The 18,145-nt window shown below is 68.2% G+C and carries 16 protein-coding genes; 12 read left to right on the top strand and 4 right to left on the bottom strand.

What is annotated here, in order from left to right:
* Nucleotide 1 precedes the first annotated feature (1 nt).
* The 3 genes from modA to Q0907_RS15575 form a co-directional block, all read right to left on the bottom strand.
* On the bottom strand, nt 2–787 hold the full coding sequence (modA, locus tag Q0907_RS15585; protein ID WP_299346554.1) for a molybdate ABC transporter substrate-binding protein: 786 nt from the start codon (nt 785–787) through the stop codon (nt 2–4).
* A gap of 62 nt (nt 788–849) precedes the next feature.
* Nucleotides 850–1,665 (bottom strand): S1/P1 nuclease, encoded by an 816-nt coding sequence (locus Q0907_RS15580; protein WP_299346551.1) that lies wholly within the window; start codon nt 1,663–1,665, stop codon nt 850–852.
* Nucleotides 1,666–1,724: 59 nt separating this feature from the next.
* The gene (locus Q0907_RS15575; protein WP_299346548.1) at nt 1,725–2,345 is read right to left on the bottom strand and encodes an OmpW family outer membrane protein; all 621 of its coding nucleotides are present in this window, start codon (nt 2,343–2,345) and stop codon (nt 1,725–1,727) included.
* Nucleotides 2,346–2,510: 165 nt separating this feature from the next.
* On the opposite strand from Q0907_RS15575, the gene gap reads away from it, so the two are divergent.
* From gap to Q0907_RS15515, 12 genes are all read left to right on the top strand, one after another.
* Nucleotides 2,511–3,515, top strand: a complete 1,005-nt coding sequence (gene gap / locus Q0907_RS15570) for a type I glyceraldehyde-3-phosphate dehydrogenase (protein ID WP_299346545.1) — start codon at nt 2,511–2,513, stop codon at nt 3,513–3,515.
* A 229-nt stretch (nt 3,516–3,744) separates the two neighbouring features.
* Entirely contained in the window at nt 3,745–6,486 is a 2,742-nt protein-coding gene (locus tag Q0907_RS15565; RefSeq protein WP_299346687.1) for a DUF2339 domain-containing protein, read from the top strand.
* Nucleotides 6,483–7,835, top strand: a complete 1,353-nt coding sequence (locus Q0907_RS15560; RefSeq protein ID WP_299346542.1) for a DUF3999 family protein — start codon at nt 6,483–6,485, stop codon at nt 7,833–7,835. The genes Q0907_RS15565 and Q0907_RS15560 overlap by 4 nt, the downstream gene beginning before the upstream one ends.
* Nucleotides 7,836–7,904: 69 nt before the next feature.
* Complete coding sequence (locus tag Q0907_RS15555; RefSeq protein WP_299346539.1) at nt 7,905–9,080, top strand: phosphoglycerate kinase; 1,176 nt, start codon at nt 7,905–7,907, stop codon at nt 9,078–9,080.
* On the top strand, nt 9,077–9,718 hold the full coding sequence (locus Q0907_RS15550) for an HAD hydrolase-like protein (RefSeq protein ID WP_299346537.1): 642 nt from the start codon (nt 9,077–9,079) through the stop codon (nt 9,716–9,718). Before Q0907_RS15555 ends, Q0907_RS15550 begins: the two co-directional genes overlap by 4 nt.
* A gap of 276 nt (nt 9,719–9,994) precedes the next feature.
* The gene (gene pyk, locus Q0907_RS15545) at nt 9,995–11,464 is read left to right on the top strand and encodes a pyruvate kinase (RefSeq protein WP_296278535.1); all 1,470 of its coding nucleotides are present in this window, start codon (nt 9,995–9,997) and stop codon (nt 11,462–11,464) included.
* A 137-nt stretch (nt 11,465–11,601) separates the two neighbouring features.
* Entirely contained in the window at nt 11,602–12,606 is a 1,005-nt protein-coding gene (locus Q0907_RS15540; RefSeq protein WP_296278534.1) for a class I fructose-bisphosphate aldolase, read from the top strand.
* A 202-nt stretch (nt 12,607–12,808) separates the two neighbouring features.
* Complete coding sequence (locus Q0907_RS15535) at nt 12,809–13,282, top strand: MarR family transcriptional regulator (RefSeq protein WP_296278533.1); 474 nt, start codon at nt 12,809–12,811, stop codon at nt 13,280–13,282.
* Nucleotides 13,283–13,290: 8 nt separating this feature from the next.
* Nucleotides 13,291–14,382, top strand: coding sequence for an HlyD family secretion protein (locus Q0907_RS15530; RefSeq protein ID WP_299346532.1), 1,092 nt, complete (start codon nt 13,291–13,293; stop codon nt 14,380–14,382).
* A gap of 140 nt (nt 14,383–14,522) precedes the next feature.
* Nucleotides 14,523–16,079 carry an MDR family MFS transporter gene (locus Q0907_RS15525; RefSeq protein WP_299346529.1) on the top strand — a complete coding sequence of 519 codons (1,557 nt, stop codon included), beginning with the start codon at nt 14,523–14,525 and terminating at the stop codon, nt 16,077–16,079.
* A gap of 1 nt (nt 16,080) precedes the next feature.
* On the top strand, nt 16,081–16,467 hold the full coding sequence (locus Q0907_RS15520) for a VOC family protein (RefSeq protein ID WP_299346526.1): 387 nt from the start codon (nt 16,081–16,083) through the stop codon (nt 16,465–16,467).
* 216 nt (nt 16,468–16,683) lie between these two features.
* The gene (locus Q0907_RS15515) at nt 16,684–17,148 is read left to right on the top strand and encodes a DUF6265 family protein (RefSeq protein ID WP_299346524.1); all 465 of its coding nucleotides are present in this window, start codon (nt 16,684–16,686) and stop codon (nt 17,146–17,148) included.
* Between the two features lie 6 nt (nt 17,149–17,154).
* On the opposite strand, the gene cysK is transcribed toward Q0907_RS15515, so the two are convergent.
* Nucleotides 17,155–18,129 (bottom strand): cysteine synthase A, encoded by a 975-nt coding sequence (cysK, locus tag Q0907_RS15510; RefSeq protein ID WP_296278528.1) that lies wholly within the window; start codon nt 18,127–18,129, stop codon nt 17,155–17,157.
* Nucleotides 18,130–18,145 lie beyond the last annotated feature (16 nt).

Raw genomic sequence — 18,145 nt, 5'->3', positions numbered from 1 at the left:
GTCAGTCCTTCACCGCGAATCCGCGCCGCGTGAAGATCGCATCGGCGGCCGGGGAGGCCAGCCATTGCACGAACTGCGTCGCCTGCGCCGATCGCGGGCTTCGCAGGGCGGCGACCGGATAGATGATCGGCGGATGGCTTTCTTCGGGGAACGTCGCGCCCACGCGCACGGCCGGTTCCGCTTTCGCATCGGAGGCGTACACGATACCCAACGGTGCTTCGCCGCGCGCCACCAGCATCAGCGCCGCGCGCACGCTCTCCGATTCGGCGAGCCGTGCCTTGACACCGTTCCACAGCGACAGCGATTCCAGCGAGGCCTTGGCGTACTTGCCCGCGGGCACGGTCTGGGTCTGGCCTACCGCCAGGCGACCGTCGCCGAGCGCGGCGAGGAAGGTGGCGGGCCGCTTCAGGTCGACGCGCGCCTTGCTTGCCTTCGGTGCGACCAGCACCAACTGGTTGCCCAGCAGATTGCGTCGCGTGGTCGCGTCGAGCTTGCCGCGCTGTTGCAGATAGTCCATCCACTCCAGATCCGCGGAGAAGAACACGTCCGCCGGCGCACCCTGTTCGATCTGGCGCGCCAGCGCCGAGCTCGCGGCATACGACACGCGTACCGGAACGCCGGTCTGCTTCTGGTAGGCCGACGCGGCCGCATCCAGCGACTCCTTCAGACTGGCCGCGGCGAAGACAGTGAGGCCTGCGTCGTCCTGCGCGCGTGCGCCCGGCGGCGCCAGCGAAGCGACGATCAGCAAGAGGGCAGAGAAGGGGCGGAGCAAAGAAGGAAGCTTCATGCGGACGACTCCTCTGGGGGATGCCACGAGCGTATCGAGGGGCGGGGAGGGGGCTGCCGGCGTCAGCGGCCACCCAGCGCCTTGTTCAGCACCGCCGCCAGCGCCACGCCGCCAGCGCGCAACTGGCGTTCGGCGATCGGCAGGTGCGTATCGACATACGCCTGTTCCAGCTTCGCGCGACGCGGATAGAAGCCCGGCTGGGTGACCACCCGGCATGACTGCTCTGCCCAGGTGGCGGCAGGCGGTGGCAGGGTCATGGCAGCGAGCGCGGGTCGCGGCAGGGTACGCAGGTGCTGCAGATAGGCCTGCTCGCTGCGCCCGGTGGATACCAGCATGCGGCTGTCCCACAGCGTGTGCATGTTCGTGCCCCGCCCGTTCCAGTTGATCTGCGCGTCGTTGCCACCCTTGTCGCGCGCATATCCGGCATGCAGGGGCTGGTGGGCGTCGCCGACGAAATGCACGACGAACTTCAACGCCTGCAATCGTTCGGCGCGTGTCCGCCGCGTGTCGGCCAGAATCGCGGTCTGTTTGCGGATCGCTTCGATCACGCAGTTGCCATCCGGACAGTCACGTCTCTGCAGATAGACGCAGTCGTGTTCGCCGATGTTGACGAAGTGCCAGTTCGCGGTCTGGCGGCCGAGCACGGGATCGTTCTTGCGCAGGTCGTCTGCCCAGCCTGCGATACCGGCCAGTGTGGGATCGGCTTCTCCCGTCAGCAGGGCGTCGATCTGCAGGCGTGTCGCGGGGGTCAGGTCGTCCCAGGCGAGCAATGCGACCAGGCGATGCCCCAACAGGCCCCATGCCTGCGCGGGGACCGGCAGCAGCGCAAGCGCACAGGCACTGGCGAGGGCGAGAACGAAGAGGAAGGGACGGACCATGCCGGTACTTTAACCGACACGGGCCGTCCCCATTGCGCGTTGGCGACGTTATGCAGTGCTCAGAACGTCAGGACATAAGCCACGCCGTACACCAGCGGGTCGATGTTCGCGGTACCCAGCTTGGCGCCATCCACCTTGACCTCGGTATCGATGTCGATCCAGCGCGCATCCACGCGCACGGCGCCGCGCTCGCTCACCTTGATGTCGATGCCCGCATGCGCGGCCAGGCCCCAGGAATCGTCCAGCTTCAGATCGGAGCCTTCCAGCGCGCCCTGGGTGTCTTCGCTGAAGAACGTGGTGTAGTTCAGGCCGGCGCCGAGGAAGGGCGAGACCTTGCCCTTGCTGTTGAAGTGGTACTGCAGCGAGAAAGTCGGCGGCAGGTGCTTGGTGCTGCCCACGGTCCCGACGCCGTCGATGGCGATGTCGTGCTTGAACGGCAGCGCGGCCAGCACTTCCAGGCCCAGGTTGTCGCGCAGGAAGTACTCGAAGGTGATGGTCGGCTTGACGTCGCTGTCGATGTCGAGCGGCAGCGTACCGCCGGCCAGGGTGCCGTTGTCGGACTTCGGGTTCACTTGGTGTGCGCCGACGCCCAGGGTCCAGTCGCCCTTGGACTGGGCGAAGGCGGGCACGGCGGCGCCGAAGGCGAGGGCGATGGCAATCGGGATCAGGGTCTTTTTCATGAGGGAGACGCTCGTTGGAATGTGGCGCCAGTCTCTGCCCGCCGTTTCCCTGCCGCCTTGATCCTGATCAATACCCGTACGGACGTGCCGAGAGGGCGGCCTGTTAGAATGACGGCCCCCGTCAACCCCGCCGCGCCGCGCGCGTGGCCGCAGGAGTCCTGAGCAATGTCGATCAAGGTGGGTATCAACGGCTTCGGCCGCATCGGGCGCAACGTGCTGCGTTCCGCCGTGCAGAACTTCGGCAGCGACATCGAGATCGTCGCCATCAATGATCTGCTGGAGCCGGACTACCTGGCATACATGCTGCAGTACGACTCCGTGCACGGTCGTTTCGACGGCGACGTGAAGGTCGAGGACGGCGCGCTGTTCGTCAACGGCAAGAAGATCCGCCTGACCCAGGAGCGCGATCCGGCCAACCTGAAGTGGGACGACGTCGGTGCAGAGGTCGTCATCGAGTCCACCGGCCTGTTCCTCGACAAGGCCACTGCGCAGAAGCACCTCGATGCCGGCGCGAAGAAGGTCATCCTGTCGGCCCCGTCGAAGGACGACACGCCGATGTTCGTCTATGGCGTCAACGACAAGACCTACAACGGCGAAGCGATCATCTCCAACGCGTCGTGCACGACCAACTGCCTGGCGCCGATCGCCAAGGTGCTGCACGACAAGTGGGGCATCAAGCGCGGCCTGATGACCACCGTGCACGCGGCGACCGCGACGCAGAAGACCGTCGACGGCCCGAGCAACAAGGACTGGCGCGGTGGCCGCGGCATCCTGGAGAACATCATTCCGTCCAGCACCGGCGCGGCGAAGGCCGTCGGCGTGGTGATCCCGTCGCTCAACAAGAAGCTCACGGGCATGTCGTTCCGCGTGCCGACCAGCGACGTGTCGGTGGTCGACCTGACCGCCGAACTCGAGAACCCGGCCACGTACGAAGAGATCAAGGCCGAGATGAAGGCGCAGAGCCAGGGGGCGCTGAAGGGCATCCTGGGCTACACCGAGGACAAGGTGGTCGCCACCGATTTCCGCGGCGACACTCGCACCTCGATCTTCGATGCCGAGGCCGGCATCGCGCTGGACCCGACCTTCGTCAAGATCGTCAGCTGGTACGACAACGAGTGGGGCTACTCCAACAAGTGCCTGGAAATGGTCCGCGTGGTCGCCGGCAAGTAAGCCCCGTCACCGGCACTTGACGCACGGGCGCCTCGGGGCGCCCGTGTCGTTTCCGGGTATCGCCAAGCGATACCGGGTGCGCCGTCCGCGGCCACCGGCGGATCGGAATCTTGCAAATCCCGGGGCCATGCCCGAGGCTGCGGACGCGGCTGCACGGACGGCCGGAGGACGCGGCATTCCGCGTCCTTGCACCGGAAACACGCACAGGCGAGGTCGGGGAATGGATGACGTGGTCGGGTTGTTGGTCCTGGTGGGGCTGGCCGTGTTGGCCATGCCTGTCCTGCTCATCGTCGCGCTGGTGTCGGTCGGCGGCCTGAAGCGCCGCGTCGCGACGCTGGAGGCACAGGTCACGCAGCTGCGTGCCGCACGCGCTGCCGATGCCTCGCCTGCGCCTGCGGGCACGGTCGCCGCGCCTGCGGCAACTCCCGTGGATGACGGTCCCACCCTGTCGGACCTGATGCGCGACGCCGCGCCGGTCGCACCGCCGCGGCCGGCGCCCGAACCCGCCTCCCCCCCCCCGAGCCGCCCGGCCGGACCGCCACCGATCCCCCCGGCCACCGCGCCGACATCCCCGTCCGCTGCATCGCCGATGCCGCCGCGTCCGCCGCGTGCCGACGCGCCCTCGCGACCGGCCACCCCGGACGTGGTCAGCGTGGCGCTGCGCGCGGTGCAACGCTGGTTCACGGTGGGCAACGTGCCGGTGAAGATCGGTGTGCTGGTGCTGTTCGCCGGCGTGGCCGCGTTGTTGAAATACGGCGCCGACCAGGGTTGGTTCTCGCTGCCGCCCGAATTGCGCCTCGCCGGCATTGCCGCTGCGGCAATGGGGGCGCTCGTGTTCGCCTGGCGCAAGCGCGAAAGCAACCGCACGTTCGCGCTGAGCCTGCAAGGCGGCGCCATAGGCGTGCTGCTGCTGGTGGTGTTCGCTGCGTTCAAGATCTTCGGCGTGATGCCGGCGGGTGCCGCCTTCGCGCTCAGCATCGTGCTGGTGGCCGGCGCCGGCATGCTGGCGGTGCTGCAGGATGCCAGATCGTTGGCCGTGTTCGCGCTGCTGGCCGGCTTCCTCGCGCCGATCTGGTTGTCCACCGGCAGCGGCAACCATGTCGCCCTGTTCTCGTACTACGCCGTGCTCAACGCGGCCATCGTCGGCATCGCCTGGTACAAGTCCTGGCGGCTGCTCAACCTGCTGGGATTCGTCTTCACCTTCGGTATCGGGACGGCCTGGGGCGTGTTCGATTACGCGCCGGAAAAATACGGCTCCACGCAACCGTTCCTGGCGCTGTTCTTCGTGTTCTACCTGCTCATCCCGCTGTTGTTCGCGCGCCGCCAGCCGGCCGGCCGTCGGGACTTCATCGATGGCTGCCTGGTGTTCGGCATGCCGCTGGTGGCTTTCTCGCTGCAGGCCGGCCTGATGCAGGGCGGCACGTTCGACGACAGCCGCCTGCCGCTGGCGTTCTGCGCGCTGGGGCTGGGCGTGCTGTACGCCGGGCTGTCGTGGCGGCTGCGGCATCGCGACGGTTACGACGTGCTGGCGCAGTCTTACGCGCTGCTTGCGGTCGGCTTCGCCACATTGGCCGTGCCGCTGGCGTTGTCTGCAGAGGCGACGGCATGCGTGTTCGCACTGGAGGGCGCGGCGTTGGCGTGGCTGGGCCTCCGTCAGTCGCGGCTGCTGCCACAGCTGACAGGCGCCGGGCTGCAGATGGCGGCGGCGGTGGCGTTCCTGATCGCGCAGTCCGACGTGACCGCATGGCGCGATCCGCACGCGACGGCACCGATGTTCGCCAATGCCGCGTTCATGAGCGCGCTGTTGATCGCCGTCGGCGGATTCGCCAGTGCGTGGGCGTATCGCGGACGTAGCGCCGCGGTGGGCGTGGTCTATTACGTATGGGCGCTTGCCTGGTGGCTGGGCAATGGCATGACGGAGATCGACGCCCACATCGACGCGCGCAGCGAGCCGGATGCCATGCTGGCCTTCATCGCGTTGACCGGTTGGCTGGCGGCCGAAGTGCATCGCCGGCGTCCTGCTGCTGCGCTGGCGTGGACCACGCTGGCCGGATTGGCGTCGGCCGGCCTGTTCGCGCTGTGGCAGTCCGACGTGCACCAGCAGCCGTTCGCCGGATATGGCGTGTGGGCCTGGCTGGCGTATGCGGTGATGGGTGTTCGCAGCCTGATGTGCCTGCGCGACAGCGCGCACCGGTTGGCCGGTGCAGCGCAGTTCGTGTGGTGGCTGGTGTGGCCGCTGGTAGGCAGCCTGCTGCTGGCATGGTTGCCGGGACATCTGCAGGGCATGGGCGGCGGCTGGCAGGCCGGCCTCGTGGCGCTGCCGTGGCTGGTCGTCGTGGCGCTGGCGTTGTTCCGCTGGGGCTGGCTGGCGGCGCCGCTGGGCGAGCGCTTCGATGGCTGGCGCATGCCGCTCTTGGGCGTGCTGTTTGCCGCGCTGGGCCTGTGGTGGCTGGTGTCGCTGTTCCTGCCGGGTGGCGCGCGGCCGCTGCCGTGGATGCCGGTGCTGAATCCTATGGAACTGGCGCAGCTCGCCGCGCTGGTCCTGCTGTTGCGCTGGTGGATGCCGGCCACGCGCGTCCTGCCCCCGTCACGCATCGTGCTGCTGTCGTCGCTGGCCTTTGTCTGGATCACGTCCGTCGTGCTGCATGCCGTGCACCACTGGGGCGGCGTGCCCTGGAGCGAGGGCCTGGTGTCCGGGAGCCTGGCGCAGACCAGCCTGACCATCACGTGGAGCGTGCTGGGCGTGTTGGGCTGGGTGATCGGCTCGCGGCGCGGACAGCGCATGCTGTGGCTGGGCGGTGCCGTGCTGATGGGCGTGGTGCTGGTCAAACTGATGACGATCGACCGGCAGCACCTGGGCAACCTGCTCGGCATCGGATCCTTCATCGGCTATGGCTTGCTGTGCACGGTCGTGGGATATCTGGCGCCGGCCCCGCCGCGCCGCATCGACAACGAGGAAGCCTCCGCATGAAGAAGTTCCTGCTCGCGCTCTGCCTGCTGCCGGCGATCGCTGCTGCGCAAGTGCCTGCGCCGTATGCGAAGCGATGGCCGCTGGTGCTGTCGGCCGAGCAGGCCGGCGCGTATCGGGTGGTGCTGGATCGCGAGGTCTATGCCACCACGGCATGGCCCGACCTGCACGACATCGACGTACTGGATGCGCGCGGCAAGCCAGTGGCCGCGGCCCTGTTCGGGCCGGAGCAACCGACGGCGTTGCCTGCGCGACGCATCGTGGTGCCGTGGTTTCCGCTGCCCGAAACGGAACAGGGGACGGAGGCGTCGTCGCGCGTTTCGGCGCAGTTCGGCGAGAACGGGCGCATCGTCCGCATCGAGGCCGAGAGTGGCAGCCCCGGCACCAGCCGACCGGCGCGCGCCTTCCTGGTCGACCTCAGCGGCATCCGCGACAACGCAGAAGCGCTGGAGTTCAGTTGGGACGCCGGTACGCCGCGCGAGTCCCGCTATCGCGTGGAAGGCAGCCAGGACCTGCAGGCCTGGGAGGTGGTGCAGGACCGGGTGACGCTGGTGGAACTGCAGCGCGGCCCGCAGCGCCTGCTGCGCGACGAGGCGCCGATCCGCAGCGGACTGCGCTATGTTCGTTTCGTGCCGCTCGATGCCTCGCCGGCGTTGCCGATCCGGGAAGTGCGCGTGCGACTGGACGCTGCCCACCAGCGGCAGGTCGTGGAATGGTCGGAACGGACCGGGCGTCGTGTATCGGAACAGGGCGTCGACGCGTTCACTTACGAAACCGACGGTCGCTATCCCGCCGCGTTGGCCGATCTGGCGATGGACGACTACGCGGTCGGGGAGTGGACGCTGGAAAGCCGGGATGCGCTGGATGCGCCGTGGCGCCTGCGCGCGGGTCCCTGGGTGGCCTACCGCGTGGCGGGGGATCGACCCAGCGCGTCACCGCCGCAGCCATTGTCCAGCGGTCCGGCGCGCGACCGCTATTGGCGACTGCGCAACCGGGGCGCATTGCCGGACCAGGCGCCGACGTTGCGGCTGGGCTATCGGCCGGAGGTCATGGTCTTCCTGGCGCAGGGGACGCCGCCTTACGCCCTGGTGGCGGGCAGCGCGAGCGCCCGCCGCGCGACCGTGCCGATGCCGGAACTGGTGGACGCGCTGCGCCGTGACCGTGGCGAGGATTGGCAGCCCGCACCCGCCTATCTGTCGCCGTCATCGGCGCTCGCAGGCAACGCCGCCCTGGTGCCGCCGCCGACGCCGCGCGACTGGAAGACCTGGCTGCTGTGGGGCCTGCTGGTGCTCGGCGCCGCGTTGGTCGCCGCCTTTGCCTTCAGCTTGCTGCGCGCGCGTCCCCCGGCCTGAGTCTCGCGGGTTTGCGGCAGGAAAGGGCAGGCCGGACAATACGTGTCTCTCCCGCTGCCAGGACTTCCCATGCCCATCGTCCGCATGACCGACCTCGACCTCGCCGGCAAGCGCGTGTTGATCCGCCAGGATCTGAACGTGCCCATCGACGCTGGACGCATCACGTCCGAGCAGCGCATCACCGCGTCGCTGCCCACGTTGAAGCTGGCGCTGCAGAAGGGCGCGGCGGTCATGGTCACCTCGCACCTGGGCCGACCGAAGGAAGGCGTCTGGAGCGAGGCCGATTCGCTGGCGCCCGTCGCCGCGCGCCTGTCCGAACTGCTGGGCATCGACGTGCCGCTGGTGAAGGACTGGGTGGATGGCGTGGACGTATCGCCCGGCCGGATCGTCCTGCTTGAGAACTGCCGCATGAATGTCGGTGAAGGCAAGGACGACGAAGCGCTCTCGAAGAAGTACGCCGCGCTCTGCGACGTCTTCGTGATGGACGCGTTCGGCACCGCTCACCGCGCGCAGGCGTCGACGCATGGCGTGATCCGCTTCGCGCCGGTCGCCGCCGGCGGTCCGCTGCTGATGGCGGAACTGGATGCCCTGGACAAGGCGCTGGCGAAGCCGGCGCGCCCGCTGCTGGCCATCGTGGCCGGCAGCAAGGTGTCCACCAAGCTGGAGCTGCTCACCAGCCTGGTCGGCAAGGTCGACCAGTTGATCGTCGGCGGCGGCATCGCCAACACGTTCATCGCGGCGGAAGGCCATGCCGTCGGCAAGTCGCTGTACGAAGCGGACCTGATCGATACCGCGAAGAAGATCGATGCCGACGCGAAGGCGCGCGGTGCCGAGATCCCGCTGCCGACCGACGTGGTGGTCGCCACGGCGTTCGCGGCCGATGCGCCGGCGACGGTGAAGGCCGTCGATGCCGTGGCGGAAGACGAACTGATCCTCGACATCGGCCCGCAGACCGCGCGTCGCTACGCCGAGCTGATCGCGTCGGCCGGGACGGTGGTGTGGAACGGCCCGGTGGGCGTGTTCGAGTTCGACGCGTTCGGCAAGGGCACCGAAACGCTGGCGCGCGCGATCGCGCAGTCGAAGGCGTTCTCGATCGCCGGCGGCGGGGATACGCTCGCGGCGGTGGACAAGTACGGCATCGCCGATGACGTCAGCTACATTTCCACCGGCGGCGGCGCGTTCCTGGAATTCCTGGAAGGCAAGACCCTGCCGGCCGTCGCGGCCCTGGAGGCGCGCGGCCAGTGAGCCGCGCCACCCTGTTCTTCGATCTCGACGGCACGCTGATCGACTCCGCCGTCGGCATCACCCGCTGCATCGCGCATGCGCTGACGCAGCTCGATCACCCGATCCCTTCGGACGCCGAGCTGCGCCAGTGGATCGGGCCCTCGTTGCGCACGAGCTTCCTGCCGCTGCTGGGCGATCCGGCGAAGGTGGAGGCCGCCGTCGACCACTACCGGGAGCGCTTCGAGTCCCACGGCTGGCGGGAGCACCAGGTGTACCCCGGCATCGGCGAGACGATCGAGGCGCTGGATGCGGACGGTCACCGTCTCGCCGTGGTCACGGCGAAGAACGAGCCGCACGCGCGCAAGATCCTGGCGCATCTTCCGTTCGGTCATCGTTTCGAGGACATCATCGGCGCGACCGCGGACGGGCGACTCAGCCACAAGAAGGATCTGATCGGCGAAGCCCTGCGGCGGCTCGCCGTGGCGCCCGATGCATGCTGGATGATCGGTGACCGCCACATGGACATCGACGGCGCGAACCACCACCGGATGCGCAACGTCGGCGTGCTGTGGGGATTCGGTGGCGAAGAGGAGTTGCGCGGGGCAGGCGCGACGCGTCTCGCCGCGACGCCCGGACAATTGCGGGCAGTGCTCGCCTGAGCGGAAACGCATGCGATCAAACGCGCGTTTCATCTTCGCTCTTTTTGCGCACTCGGGTGTGCGTGCGCAGCATCCGGTGCACGTGCAGAGACCAAAAAAATACCAGTCGTGCGATGTCGGCCGCCTACGCGAAACCGCTTGAAAACAGCGCGTTTCCGGCTTCGCGAAGCATGTGCTGCAACCTGTCCCGGGACAGCATCGCGCGTCCACGCACAGCGGCCGATACGGTGCCGTTTCGCTGTGGTAGCGTTTGCGCGATCACAGGGAATCCGCACCATGACCGAACGCCAGCGCCGCACCAAGATCCTCGCCACCCTCGGACCGGCGACCGACCCGCCCGGCGTGCTGGAGGACCTGTTCCGCGCCGGCGTCAACGTGGTGCGACTGAACTTCTCGCACGGCGATCCGTCCGGACAGGCCAAGCGCGCGGCGGCGGTGCGTCTGGCCGCGCAGCGTGTCGGTGCGGAAGTCGGCATCCTGGCCGACCTGCCGGGACCGAAGATCCGCGTCGAGCGCTTCGCCGAAGGCAAGGTGGTGCTGAAGACCGGCGACCGCTTCGACCTGGTGGCCAGCGTCAGCGCGCCTCCCGGCGATACCTCGCAGGTGGGTGTCAGCTACCTGGGCCTGCCGGGCGATGTGGAAGCGGGCGACGTGCTGCTGCTCGACGACGGCCTGATGCAGCTGAAGGTGGTGTCGGTCGAAGGCGAGCGCATCGTCTGCACCGTGCTCAACGACGGCGTGCTGTCCGACCGCAAGGGACTGAACAAGCAGGGCGGCGGCCTGTCGCTGGGCGCGCTGACCGAGCGCGACCGCGAGCTGATCGCCTACGTGGCGGAAAACATCGGCGTGGACTTCATCGCCGTGTCGTTCTGCCGCAATGCAGACGACATGAACGAGGCCCGTCGCATCGCGCGCGAACACGGCTGCGACGCCGCGCTGGTCTCCAAGATCGAGCGCACCGAGGCCATCGAGAACCTAGCCGAGATCGTCGATGCCAGCGACGTGGTGATGGTGGCGCGCGGCGACCTGGGCGTGGAGATCGGCGATGCCGAGCTGCCCGGCCTGCAGAAGAAGATCATCAGGGAGTCGCTGGCACGCAACAAGGTGGTGATCACCGCCACCCAGATGCTGCAGTCGATGGTCGACAGTCCGATTCCCACGCGCGCCGAAGTGCTTGACGTGGCGAATGCCGTCATCGACGGTACCGACGCCGTGATGCTGTCTGCCGAGACCGCGGCCGGCAGCTATCCGGTCCGTGCGGTGGAAGCGATGGCGCGCATCTGCCTCGGCGCCGAGAAACAGTTCGAGATGGACACCGATTTCGAGAAGGCGCCGCGCAACCTCGAGCGCGCCGACCAGGCGATCGCCATGGCGACCATGTTCCTGTCCGAGCACATCGGCGTGCGCGCGATCGTGGCGATGACCGAATCCGGCGGCACCGCGCGCTTCCTGTCGCGCTTCCGTTCCAATGCGCCGATCTACGCGTTCTCGCGCCACGACGGCGCCCGTCGCAAGATGGCGATGATCCGCGACGTGTTCCCGATCGCCTTCGACAGCCGCGGCCTGGCGCCACGCGAGGCCGCGCGCGATGCGATGCGCGTGCTTCACGACCGTGAACTGCTGGCAGAGGGTGATCGCGTCATCTTCACCAGCGGCGACCACATGGAGAAGCACGGCGCCACCAATACGCTGCGCCTGCTGCAGATGGGCGAGCGCGGCAAGGCCGAGGGCGTGGGCGAGCTGTAACCGGTTTCGCCCGGGGCCTCGTGCCTCGCGATCGTCCCCGGATGCGTGCCTTGGCGCGCCGATGGCCCGATGTCGCCCGCTGCCGGCGCGGTGCGGGCTACAATTGGTATCTTTCCCGCCGCTTCCCCAGGAACCCCATGAGCATCGAACAGCTTGCCGAAACCGCCCAGGCCATGGTGGCCGCAGGCAAGGGCATCATCGCGATCGACGAGTCCACCACCACCATCGCCAAGCGGTTCCAGGGCGTGGGCATCGAGAACACGGAAGAGAACCGTCGCGCCTACCGCGAGCTGCTGCTCACCACGCCGAAGCTGTCGGACTACATTTCCGGCGCGATCCTGTTCGACGAGACCCTGCGCCAGTCCACCAAGGACGGCGTGCCGTTCGCCAAGTACATGAGCGACCACGGCATCATCCCCGGCATCAAGGTCGACAAGGGCACGCATGCGCTGGCCGGCTGCCCGGGTGAAGTGGTCACCGAAGGCCTGGACGGCCTGCGCGACCGCCTTAAGGAGTACTACAAGCTCGGCGCCCGCTTCGCCAAGTGGCGCGCGGTGATCACCATCGGCGAGGACATCCCGTCCGGCACCTGCATCGAAGCCAACGCCCACGCGCTGGCCCGGTATGCCGCGCTGTGCCAGGAATGCGGGCTGGTCCCGATGGTGGAGCCGGAAGTGCTGATGGACGGCGACCACAACATCGAGGTCTGCTACGAAGTGACCGAGGCCGTGCTGCGTTCGCTGTTCGGCGCGCTGTACGAGCAGAACGTGCTGCTGGAAGGCACCATCCTCAAGGCCTCGATGGTCATCGCCGGCAAGGACTGCGAAGAGCAGGCCGATGTCGACGAAGTGGCCGAGTCCACCGTCATGTGCCTGAAGAGCACGGTGCCGGCGATCCTGCCGGGCGTGGTGTTCCTGTCCGGCGGCCAGACCGACGAGCAGTCCACCGCGCACCTGAATGCCATGAACCAGCTGGGCAGCCTGCCGTGGCCGCTGAGCTTCTCGTATGGCCGCGCCATGCAGCAGGCTGCGCTGAAGCTGTGGTCGCAGGACCTGGTGGGCAATTTCGCCAAGGCCCAGGCCGTGGTGTACGAGCGTGCGAAGGAAAACGGCCTCGCCGCACTGGGCAAGTGGGAAGGCTGATCGCCTCCGCCCGCTGAAGTGATTCCGACGCCGGCCTTGTGCCGGCGTCGTCGTTTCCGGCGTCGGAATCCCGGCCTGCCGTGCGGGACCCGGCACCGCCTCGATCCAACCGAGGTGGCCGTCTGCCCGTAACGAAAGCGGGGCTGAACACAAATTCTTCGCCTTGAATATAATTGCCTAAGCATCTATATCATAGGCACCCATGAAGACACCCGCCGGCCAGAGCACCATCGGTTACCTCATTGCGGACCTGAGCCGGTTGTTCGGCCGGGTCTTCGACCGCCGGGCGGCGCATCTCGGCCTCACCCGCGTGCAATGGCGCGCGCTCAAGCGCATCCACCAGAGCGAAGGCATCACCCAGTCCGAACTCGCGGACCTGCTCGACATGGAGCCCATCGCCGTCGGCCGCGTCATCGACCGCCTGCAGAAGGCCGGCTTCGTCGAGCGCCGCAGCGATCCGGATGACCGACGGGTGTGGCGCCTGCACCTGCTACCGCAGTCCGATGCGGTGATGCACGACATCGAGGCCGTCGCCACCTCCGTCCGCGAGGACTGCCTGGCGGGCATCGACCCGGATGAACTGGCGACGGCGATGAAGGTGCTCGGCCAGGTCCGCGAAAACCTCTCCCTGCTCGATCGCGCCAGTCGCGCCGAGTCCTCCCTCCGCAAGAGCTGACCCCCACCATGACCAGCAAGATCAACGAGGCCGCCGAGAACGCGGCCCAAGCCCCCGCTCCCAAGCGCCGCCGCGTGCCCGTATGGCTGTGGATCGCCGGCCCGCTCGCCGTCGCCGGCTTCTTCGGCTGGGAATACGTCGCCTCGCAGCGCGAAGTCAGCACGGACAACGCCTACATCAAGGCCGAACGCATCCTGATCGCGCCGCAGGTCGGCGGCCGCGTGGTCGAAGTGGCCGTGCAGCAGAACCAGCCGGTCAGGAAGGGTGATCTGCTGTTCCGCATCGATGCCGATCCGCTGACGATCGCGGTCGCACAGAACGAAGCGCTGGTCGCGCGCATGGCGAACTCCGCCAGCGCGAGCCGCGCCAAGGTGGTCGGCACCGGTACGTCGATCCAGGCCGCGCGCGAAACGTTGACCTGGGCGCAGCGCGACCTGCAGCGCATGCAGCAGCTCGCCAGCCAGCAGCTGGTCTCGCGCAAGATGCTGGACGACGCGCGCCACGCGGTCGCCGAAGCGCGCACCGATCTGGCCGACGCCATTGCCAGCCAGTCCGAAGCGACCGCGTCGCTGAGCGGCAGTCCGGGCACGCCCACGCAGGACCTGCCCGAGTACCGTGCCGCCGCCGCGATGCTGGCCAAGGCCCGACTTGACCTGGACCACGCCGAAGTGCGCGCACCGGTCGACGGCATCGTCGGCCTGCACGACCTGCAGGTGGGCGAGTACATCAACGTCGGCCAGACGGCGATGCCACTGGTGGCCACCTCGCCGATCTGGGTGGAGGCCAACTTCAAGGAAACCGAGCTGGAGAAGATGAAGGTCGGCCAGCACGCGACGATCGAAGTGGACAGCTATCCGGGCGTGACGTGGAAGGCGCACGTGGCGTCCATCGCGCCGGCATCGGGCGCCGAGTTCAGCGTGCTGCCGCCGCAGAACGCCACCGGCAACTGGGTGAAGATCGTGCAGCGCATTCCCGTGCGCCTCGAGATCGATGGCGCCGCCAGCGATGCACCGCAGCTGCGCGCCGGCATGAGTGCCGACGTGCATGTCGAGCTGCGCGACGGCGGTACCGCCTCCAGCCGCGCCACTGCCGCGCGCTGAGGTTCGATTTCCATGTCATCCCGGGCGTGCGCGGATGCGGGCGAGGGCACTGTGGTGGGGCCCGGCCCCGCTGACGCCGCGCCCCGGGTGACCTCTGGATCGTCGCGTCACGGATGCGTCGATCCCCTCCGGAATTTCCCATGAGCACTTCCACCGCTACCGCCGCCCCCGCGCAGGACGACACCGGCAAGCGCACGCTGCTGGTCGGTTCGGTGATGCTGGCCACGCTGATGCAGGCGCTGGACACCACCATCGCCAACGTCGCGCTGCCGGACATGCAGGGCTCGCTGTCGGCCACCCAGGACCAGGTGTCGTGGGTGCTGACCAGCTACATCGTCGCCGCCGCGATCCTGACGCCGGTCACCGGCTGGCTCGCCGGCCGGCTCGGCCGCCGTCGCCTGCTGATCATCGCCGTCAGCGGTTTCACCGTCGCCTCCCTGTTGTGCGGCATCGCCGCCGGCATCGGCGAAATGGTCCTGTTCCGCATCCTGCAGGGCGTGTTCGGCGCGTCGCTGGTGCCGATCTCGCAGTCGCTGCTGCTCGATGCCTTCCCCAAGGAGAAGCACGGCGCCGCGATGGCGATGTGGGGCATGGGCATCATGGTCGGTCCCATCCTCGGGCCGCCGCTGGGCGGCTTCCTGACCCAGAACTACAGCTGGCACTGGGTGTTCCTGATCAACCTGCCGATCGGCATCCTCGCGCTGGTCGGCATCATGGCCAGCGTGAAGAAGGACGCGGTGCAGGAACGCAAGCTCGATGGCGTCGGCCTCGCCCTGCTGGCGCTCGGCATCGGCGCGCTGCAGCTGTTCCTTGACCGTGGGCAGAGCGAAGACTGGTTCGGCAGCGTCGAGATCCAGATCGAGGCCGCGCTCGCCTTCCTCGCGCTTTACATGTACGGCCTGTGGTGGTGGCGCAAGCGCGACCATGCACTGCTCGACCTGGGCCTGTTGAAGAACGCCAACTTCGCCGTCGGCTGCGCGCTGATCTTCGTCGTGGGCATCGTGCTGTTCGCCACGCTGGCGCTGCTGCCGCCGTACCTCAGCACGCTGATGAATTATCCGGTGCTGACGATCGGCCTGGTGCTGGCGCCGCGTGGCGTCGGCACGATGTTCAGCATGATGGTCGTCGGACGCCTGTTGGGCCGCATCGACGCGCGCTGGCCGATCCTGGTCGGCATGGGGTTGATGGTGTTCTCGCTGCACGGCATGACCCAGTTCGGGCCGAATGCGTCGATGCATTCCATCGTCTGGCTCGGTGTCATCCAGGGCATGGGCCTGGGCCTGGTGTTCGTGCCCATCTCCACCGTCGCCTACGCCACGCTGGAACCTCACCAGCGCACCGAGGCCGCTGGCCTCTTCAGCCTGGTGCGCAACATCGGCTCGTCGGTGGGAATCTCGGTCGTGATGACGATGCTGTCGCGTGCCATGCAGGTGAACCACGCGGAGATCGGTGCACGCATCCCGGCGTTCGGTGCGGAGACCACGCTGCTGCCGGCGGCGATGAATCCGTCCACCGCCACGGGCCTGGCCTTGCTCAACGCCGAGGTCAACCGGCAGGCCGCGGCCATCGGCTACCTCAACGACTTCAAGCTGATGATGCTGCTCACGCTGGTGTCGATGCCGCTGGTGCTGCTGATGCGCGGCGGCAAGGCGCCCTCCGGCGGCAACACGAGCGCCGACGCCGCCGCGGCGCACTGACATGCGGATCGAGGGCCTGCACCACGTCGCGATCATCGCGTCGGACTATGCGCGGTCGAAACGCTTCTACACCGAGGTGCTCGGTCTGCGCGTCGTCGCCGAGCACTACCGGGCGGAACGCGATTCCTGGAAGCTCGACCTGGCGCTGCCCGATGGCACGCAGGTCGAACTGTTCTCGTTCCCGTCACCGCCGCCGCGCGTCTCGCGTCCGGAAGCCTGCGGGTTGCGCCATCTCGCCTTGCGCGTCGCCGACCTGGATGCCGCCGTCGCCCACCTGCACGCGCACGGCGTGGCCAGTGAACCGGTGCGTGTGGACGAATACACCGGCCGCCGCTTCACCTTTTTCGCGGATCCGGATGACCTGCCGTTGGAACTCTACGAAGGCTAGTGGCCTCCGCTTCTCTGTAGGAGCGACGTCAGTCGCGACCGCGCGCCATCGGCAGCGATGGTCCATCTCTGGCACGGACAGAGGGCCGGCTTGATGTGAGGCCCAGGACGCGCGAGATCTACGGTCGCGACTGACGTCGCTCCTACAGATGGCAGGAGCTCGTCAGCGCCAACGAGTGCTGTTAACGTGTGGCCCGTTCACTCAGTGGAGGACGCCATGCGGTCTGCACCAATACTGATGGCGGTGTTGCTAGCCGGGACGTCAATGCGAGCCGGTGCGCAGGAACTCGATTGGCTCGCCGGCCACTGGTGCGGCCAGCGCGGCAAGACCTTCAGCGAAGAAACCTGGATGGCGCCGCGCGGCGGGCTGATGGTTGGCATGCATCGCGACACGCGCGAGGGCAAGGCGATCGGCTTCGAGTTCATGCGCATCGCGCAACAGGAGGGGCGCTGGGTGTTCCTCGCGCAGCCCGGCGGCGGTGCGGTCACGACCTTTCCCGCCGACCATGTGGCGCGGGACCGCGTGGTGTTCGCCAATCCCGCGCATGACTTCCCGAAGCGCGTGATCTACTCGCGCCCGGGTGCCGACACGCTGCACGCGCGTGTCGACGATGGGCGTGACGACGGCAAGGCGATGGAATGGACGTGGCGGCGCGATTGCGTTGCGCCGCCGTCGTCCTGACGTCGGTTACGGCAGGGCGGCGTCGCCCAGCGAGGCCAGCCAGTCGTCGTCGGATCCTTCGTTGACACCTTCGAACAGCGGTGTGGAGAAGTAGCGCTCGCCGGTATCCGGCAGCATCGCCAGCAGCACGTCGCCGGGCTTGGCCTTCTGCGCGACCTGGAGCGCGGCCGCAACCGTGGCGCCGCCGGAAATGCCCACGAAGATGCCTTCCTCCGCCGCCAGGCGGCGCGCGGTGGCGATGGACTCCACGTCCGTGACCGGCAGGATCTCGTCGGCGACCTCACGGTTCAGGACGTCCGGCACGAAGTCCGGCGTCCAGCCCTGGATCTTGTGCGGCTGCCACTCCTTGCCCTGGAGCAGCGACGCGCCCGCGGGTTCCGATGCGGTGATGCGCACGTCAGGGCGCGCGACCTTCAGCACTTCGCCCACACCGGTCAGCGTGCCGCCCGTGCCCCAGCCGGTGACGAAATGATCCAGCCGCTGGCCGGCGAAGTCGCGCAGGATCTCGGCCGCCGTCGTCTGCCGGTGATACGCAGGATTGGCGGGATTGGCGAACTGCCGGGCGAGGAACCAGCCATGCTGCTTCGCCAGTTCCTCGGCGCGCCGCACCATGCCGCTGCCGCGCTCCGCGGCCGGTGTCAGGATCACCTTCGCGCCGTAGGCACGCATCAGCTTGCGGCGCTCGATCGAGAAGGTTTCCACCATGACCGCGACGAACTTGTACCCGCGCGCGGCGGCCACCATCGCCAGCGCGACGCCAGTGTTGCCCGACGTTGCTTCGACGATGGTGTCGCCCGGCTTCAGCAGGCCCTTGGCTTCGGCATCGAGGATGATCGCCAGTGCCAGCCGGTCCTTCACCGAGCCGCCGGGGTTGAACGACTCCACTTTCGCGTAGAGGGTGACGTGCTCCGGCGCGATGCGGTGCAGTCTGACGACCGGGGTGCGGCCGATGGTGTCCAGGATGCTGTCGTAAACGGCCATGGGGTCTCCGAAGGGG

Origin of the sequence: uncultured Pseudoxanthomonas sp., assembly GCF_947498795.1 — a bacterium.
Classification (GTDB): domain Bacteria; phylum Pseudomonadota; class Gammaproteobacteria; order Xanthomonadales; family Xanthomonadaceae; genus Pseudoxanthomonas_A.
The sequence above is the reverse complement of the archived record's forward strand: the minus strand, read 5'-3'. Positions and strand labels throughout refer to the sequence as shown.

Coding starts and splice junctions, on each gene's coding strand:
- modA (WP_299346554.1), bottom strand. CDS start 787: ATGAAGCTTCCTTCTTTGCTCCGCCCCTTCTCTGCCCTCTTGCTGATC.
- Q0907_RS15580 (WP_299346551.1), bottom strand. CDS start 1,665: ATGGTCCGTCCCTTCCTCTTCGTTCTCGCCCTCGCCAGTGCCTGTGCG.
- Q0907_RS15575 (WP_299346548.1), bottom strand. CDS start 2,345: ATGAAAAAGACCCTGATCCCGATTGCCATCGCCCTCGCCTTCGGCGCC.
- gap (WP_299346545.1), top strand. CDS start 2,511: ATGTCGATCAAGGTGGGTATCAACGGCTTCGGCCGCATCGGGCGCAAC.
- Q0907_RS15560 (WP_299346542.1), top strand. CDS start 6,483: ATGAAGAAGTTCCTGCTCGCGCTCTGCCTGCTGCCGGCGATCGCTGCT.
- Q0907_RS15555 (WP_299346539.1), top strand. CDS start 7,905: ATGCCCATCGTCCGCATGACCGACCTCGACCTCGCCGGCAAGCGCGTG.
- pyk (WP_296278535.1), top strand. CDS start 9,995: ATGACCGAACGCCAGCGCCGCACCAAGATCCTCGCCACCCTCGGACCG.
- Q0907_RS15540 (WP_296278534.1), top strand. CDS start 11,602: ATGAGCATCGAACAGCTTGCCGAAACCGCCCAGGCCATGGTGGCCGCA.
- Q0907_RS15535 (WP_296278533.1), top strand. CDS start 12,809: ATGAAGACACCCGCCGGCCAGAGCACCATCGGTTACCTCATTGCGGAC.
- Q0907_RS15530 (WP_299346532.1), top strand. CDS start 13,291: ATGACCAGCAAGATCAACGAGGCCGCCGAGAACGCGGCCCAAGCCCCC.
- Q0907_RS15525 (WP_299346529.1), top strand. CDS start 14,523: ATGAGCACTTCCACCGCTACCGCCGCCCCCGCGCAGGACGACACCGGC.
- Q0907_RS15520 (WP_299346526.1), top strand. CDS start 16,081: ATGCGGATCGAGGGCCTGCACCACGTCGCGATCATCGCGTCGGACTAT.
- Q0907_RS15515 (WP_299346524.1), top strand. CDS start 16,684: ATGCGGTCTGCACCAATACTGATGGCGGTGTTGCTAGCCGGGACGTCA.
- cysK (WP_296278528.1), bottom strand. CDS start 18,129: ATGGCCGTTTACGACAGCATCCTGGACACCATCGGCCGCACCCCGGTC.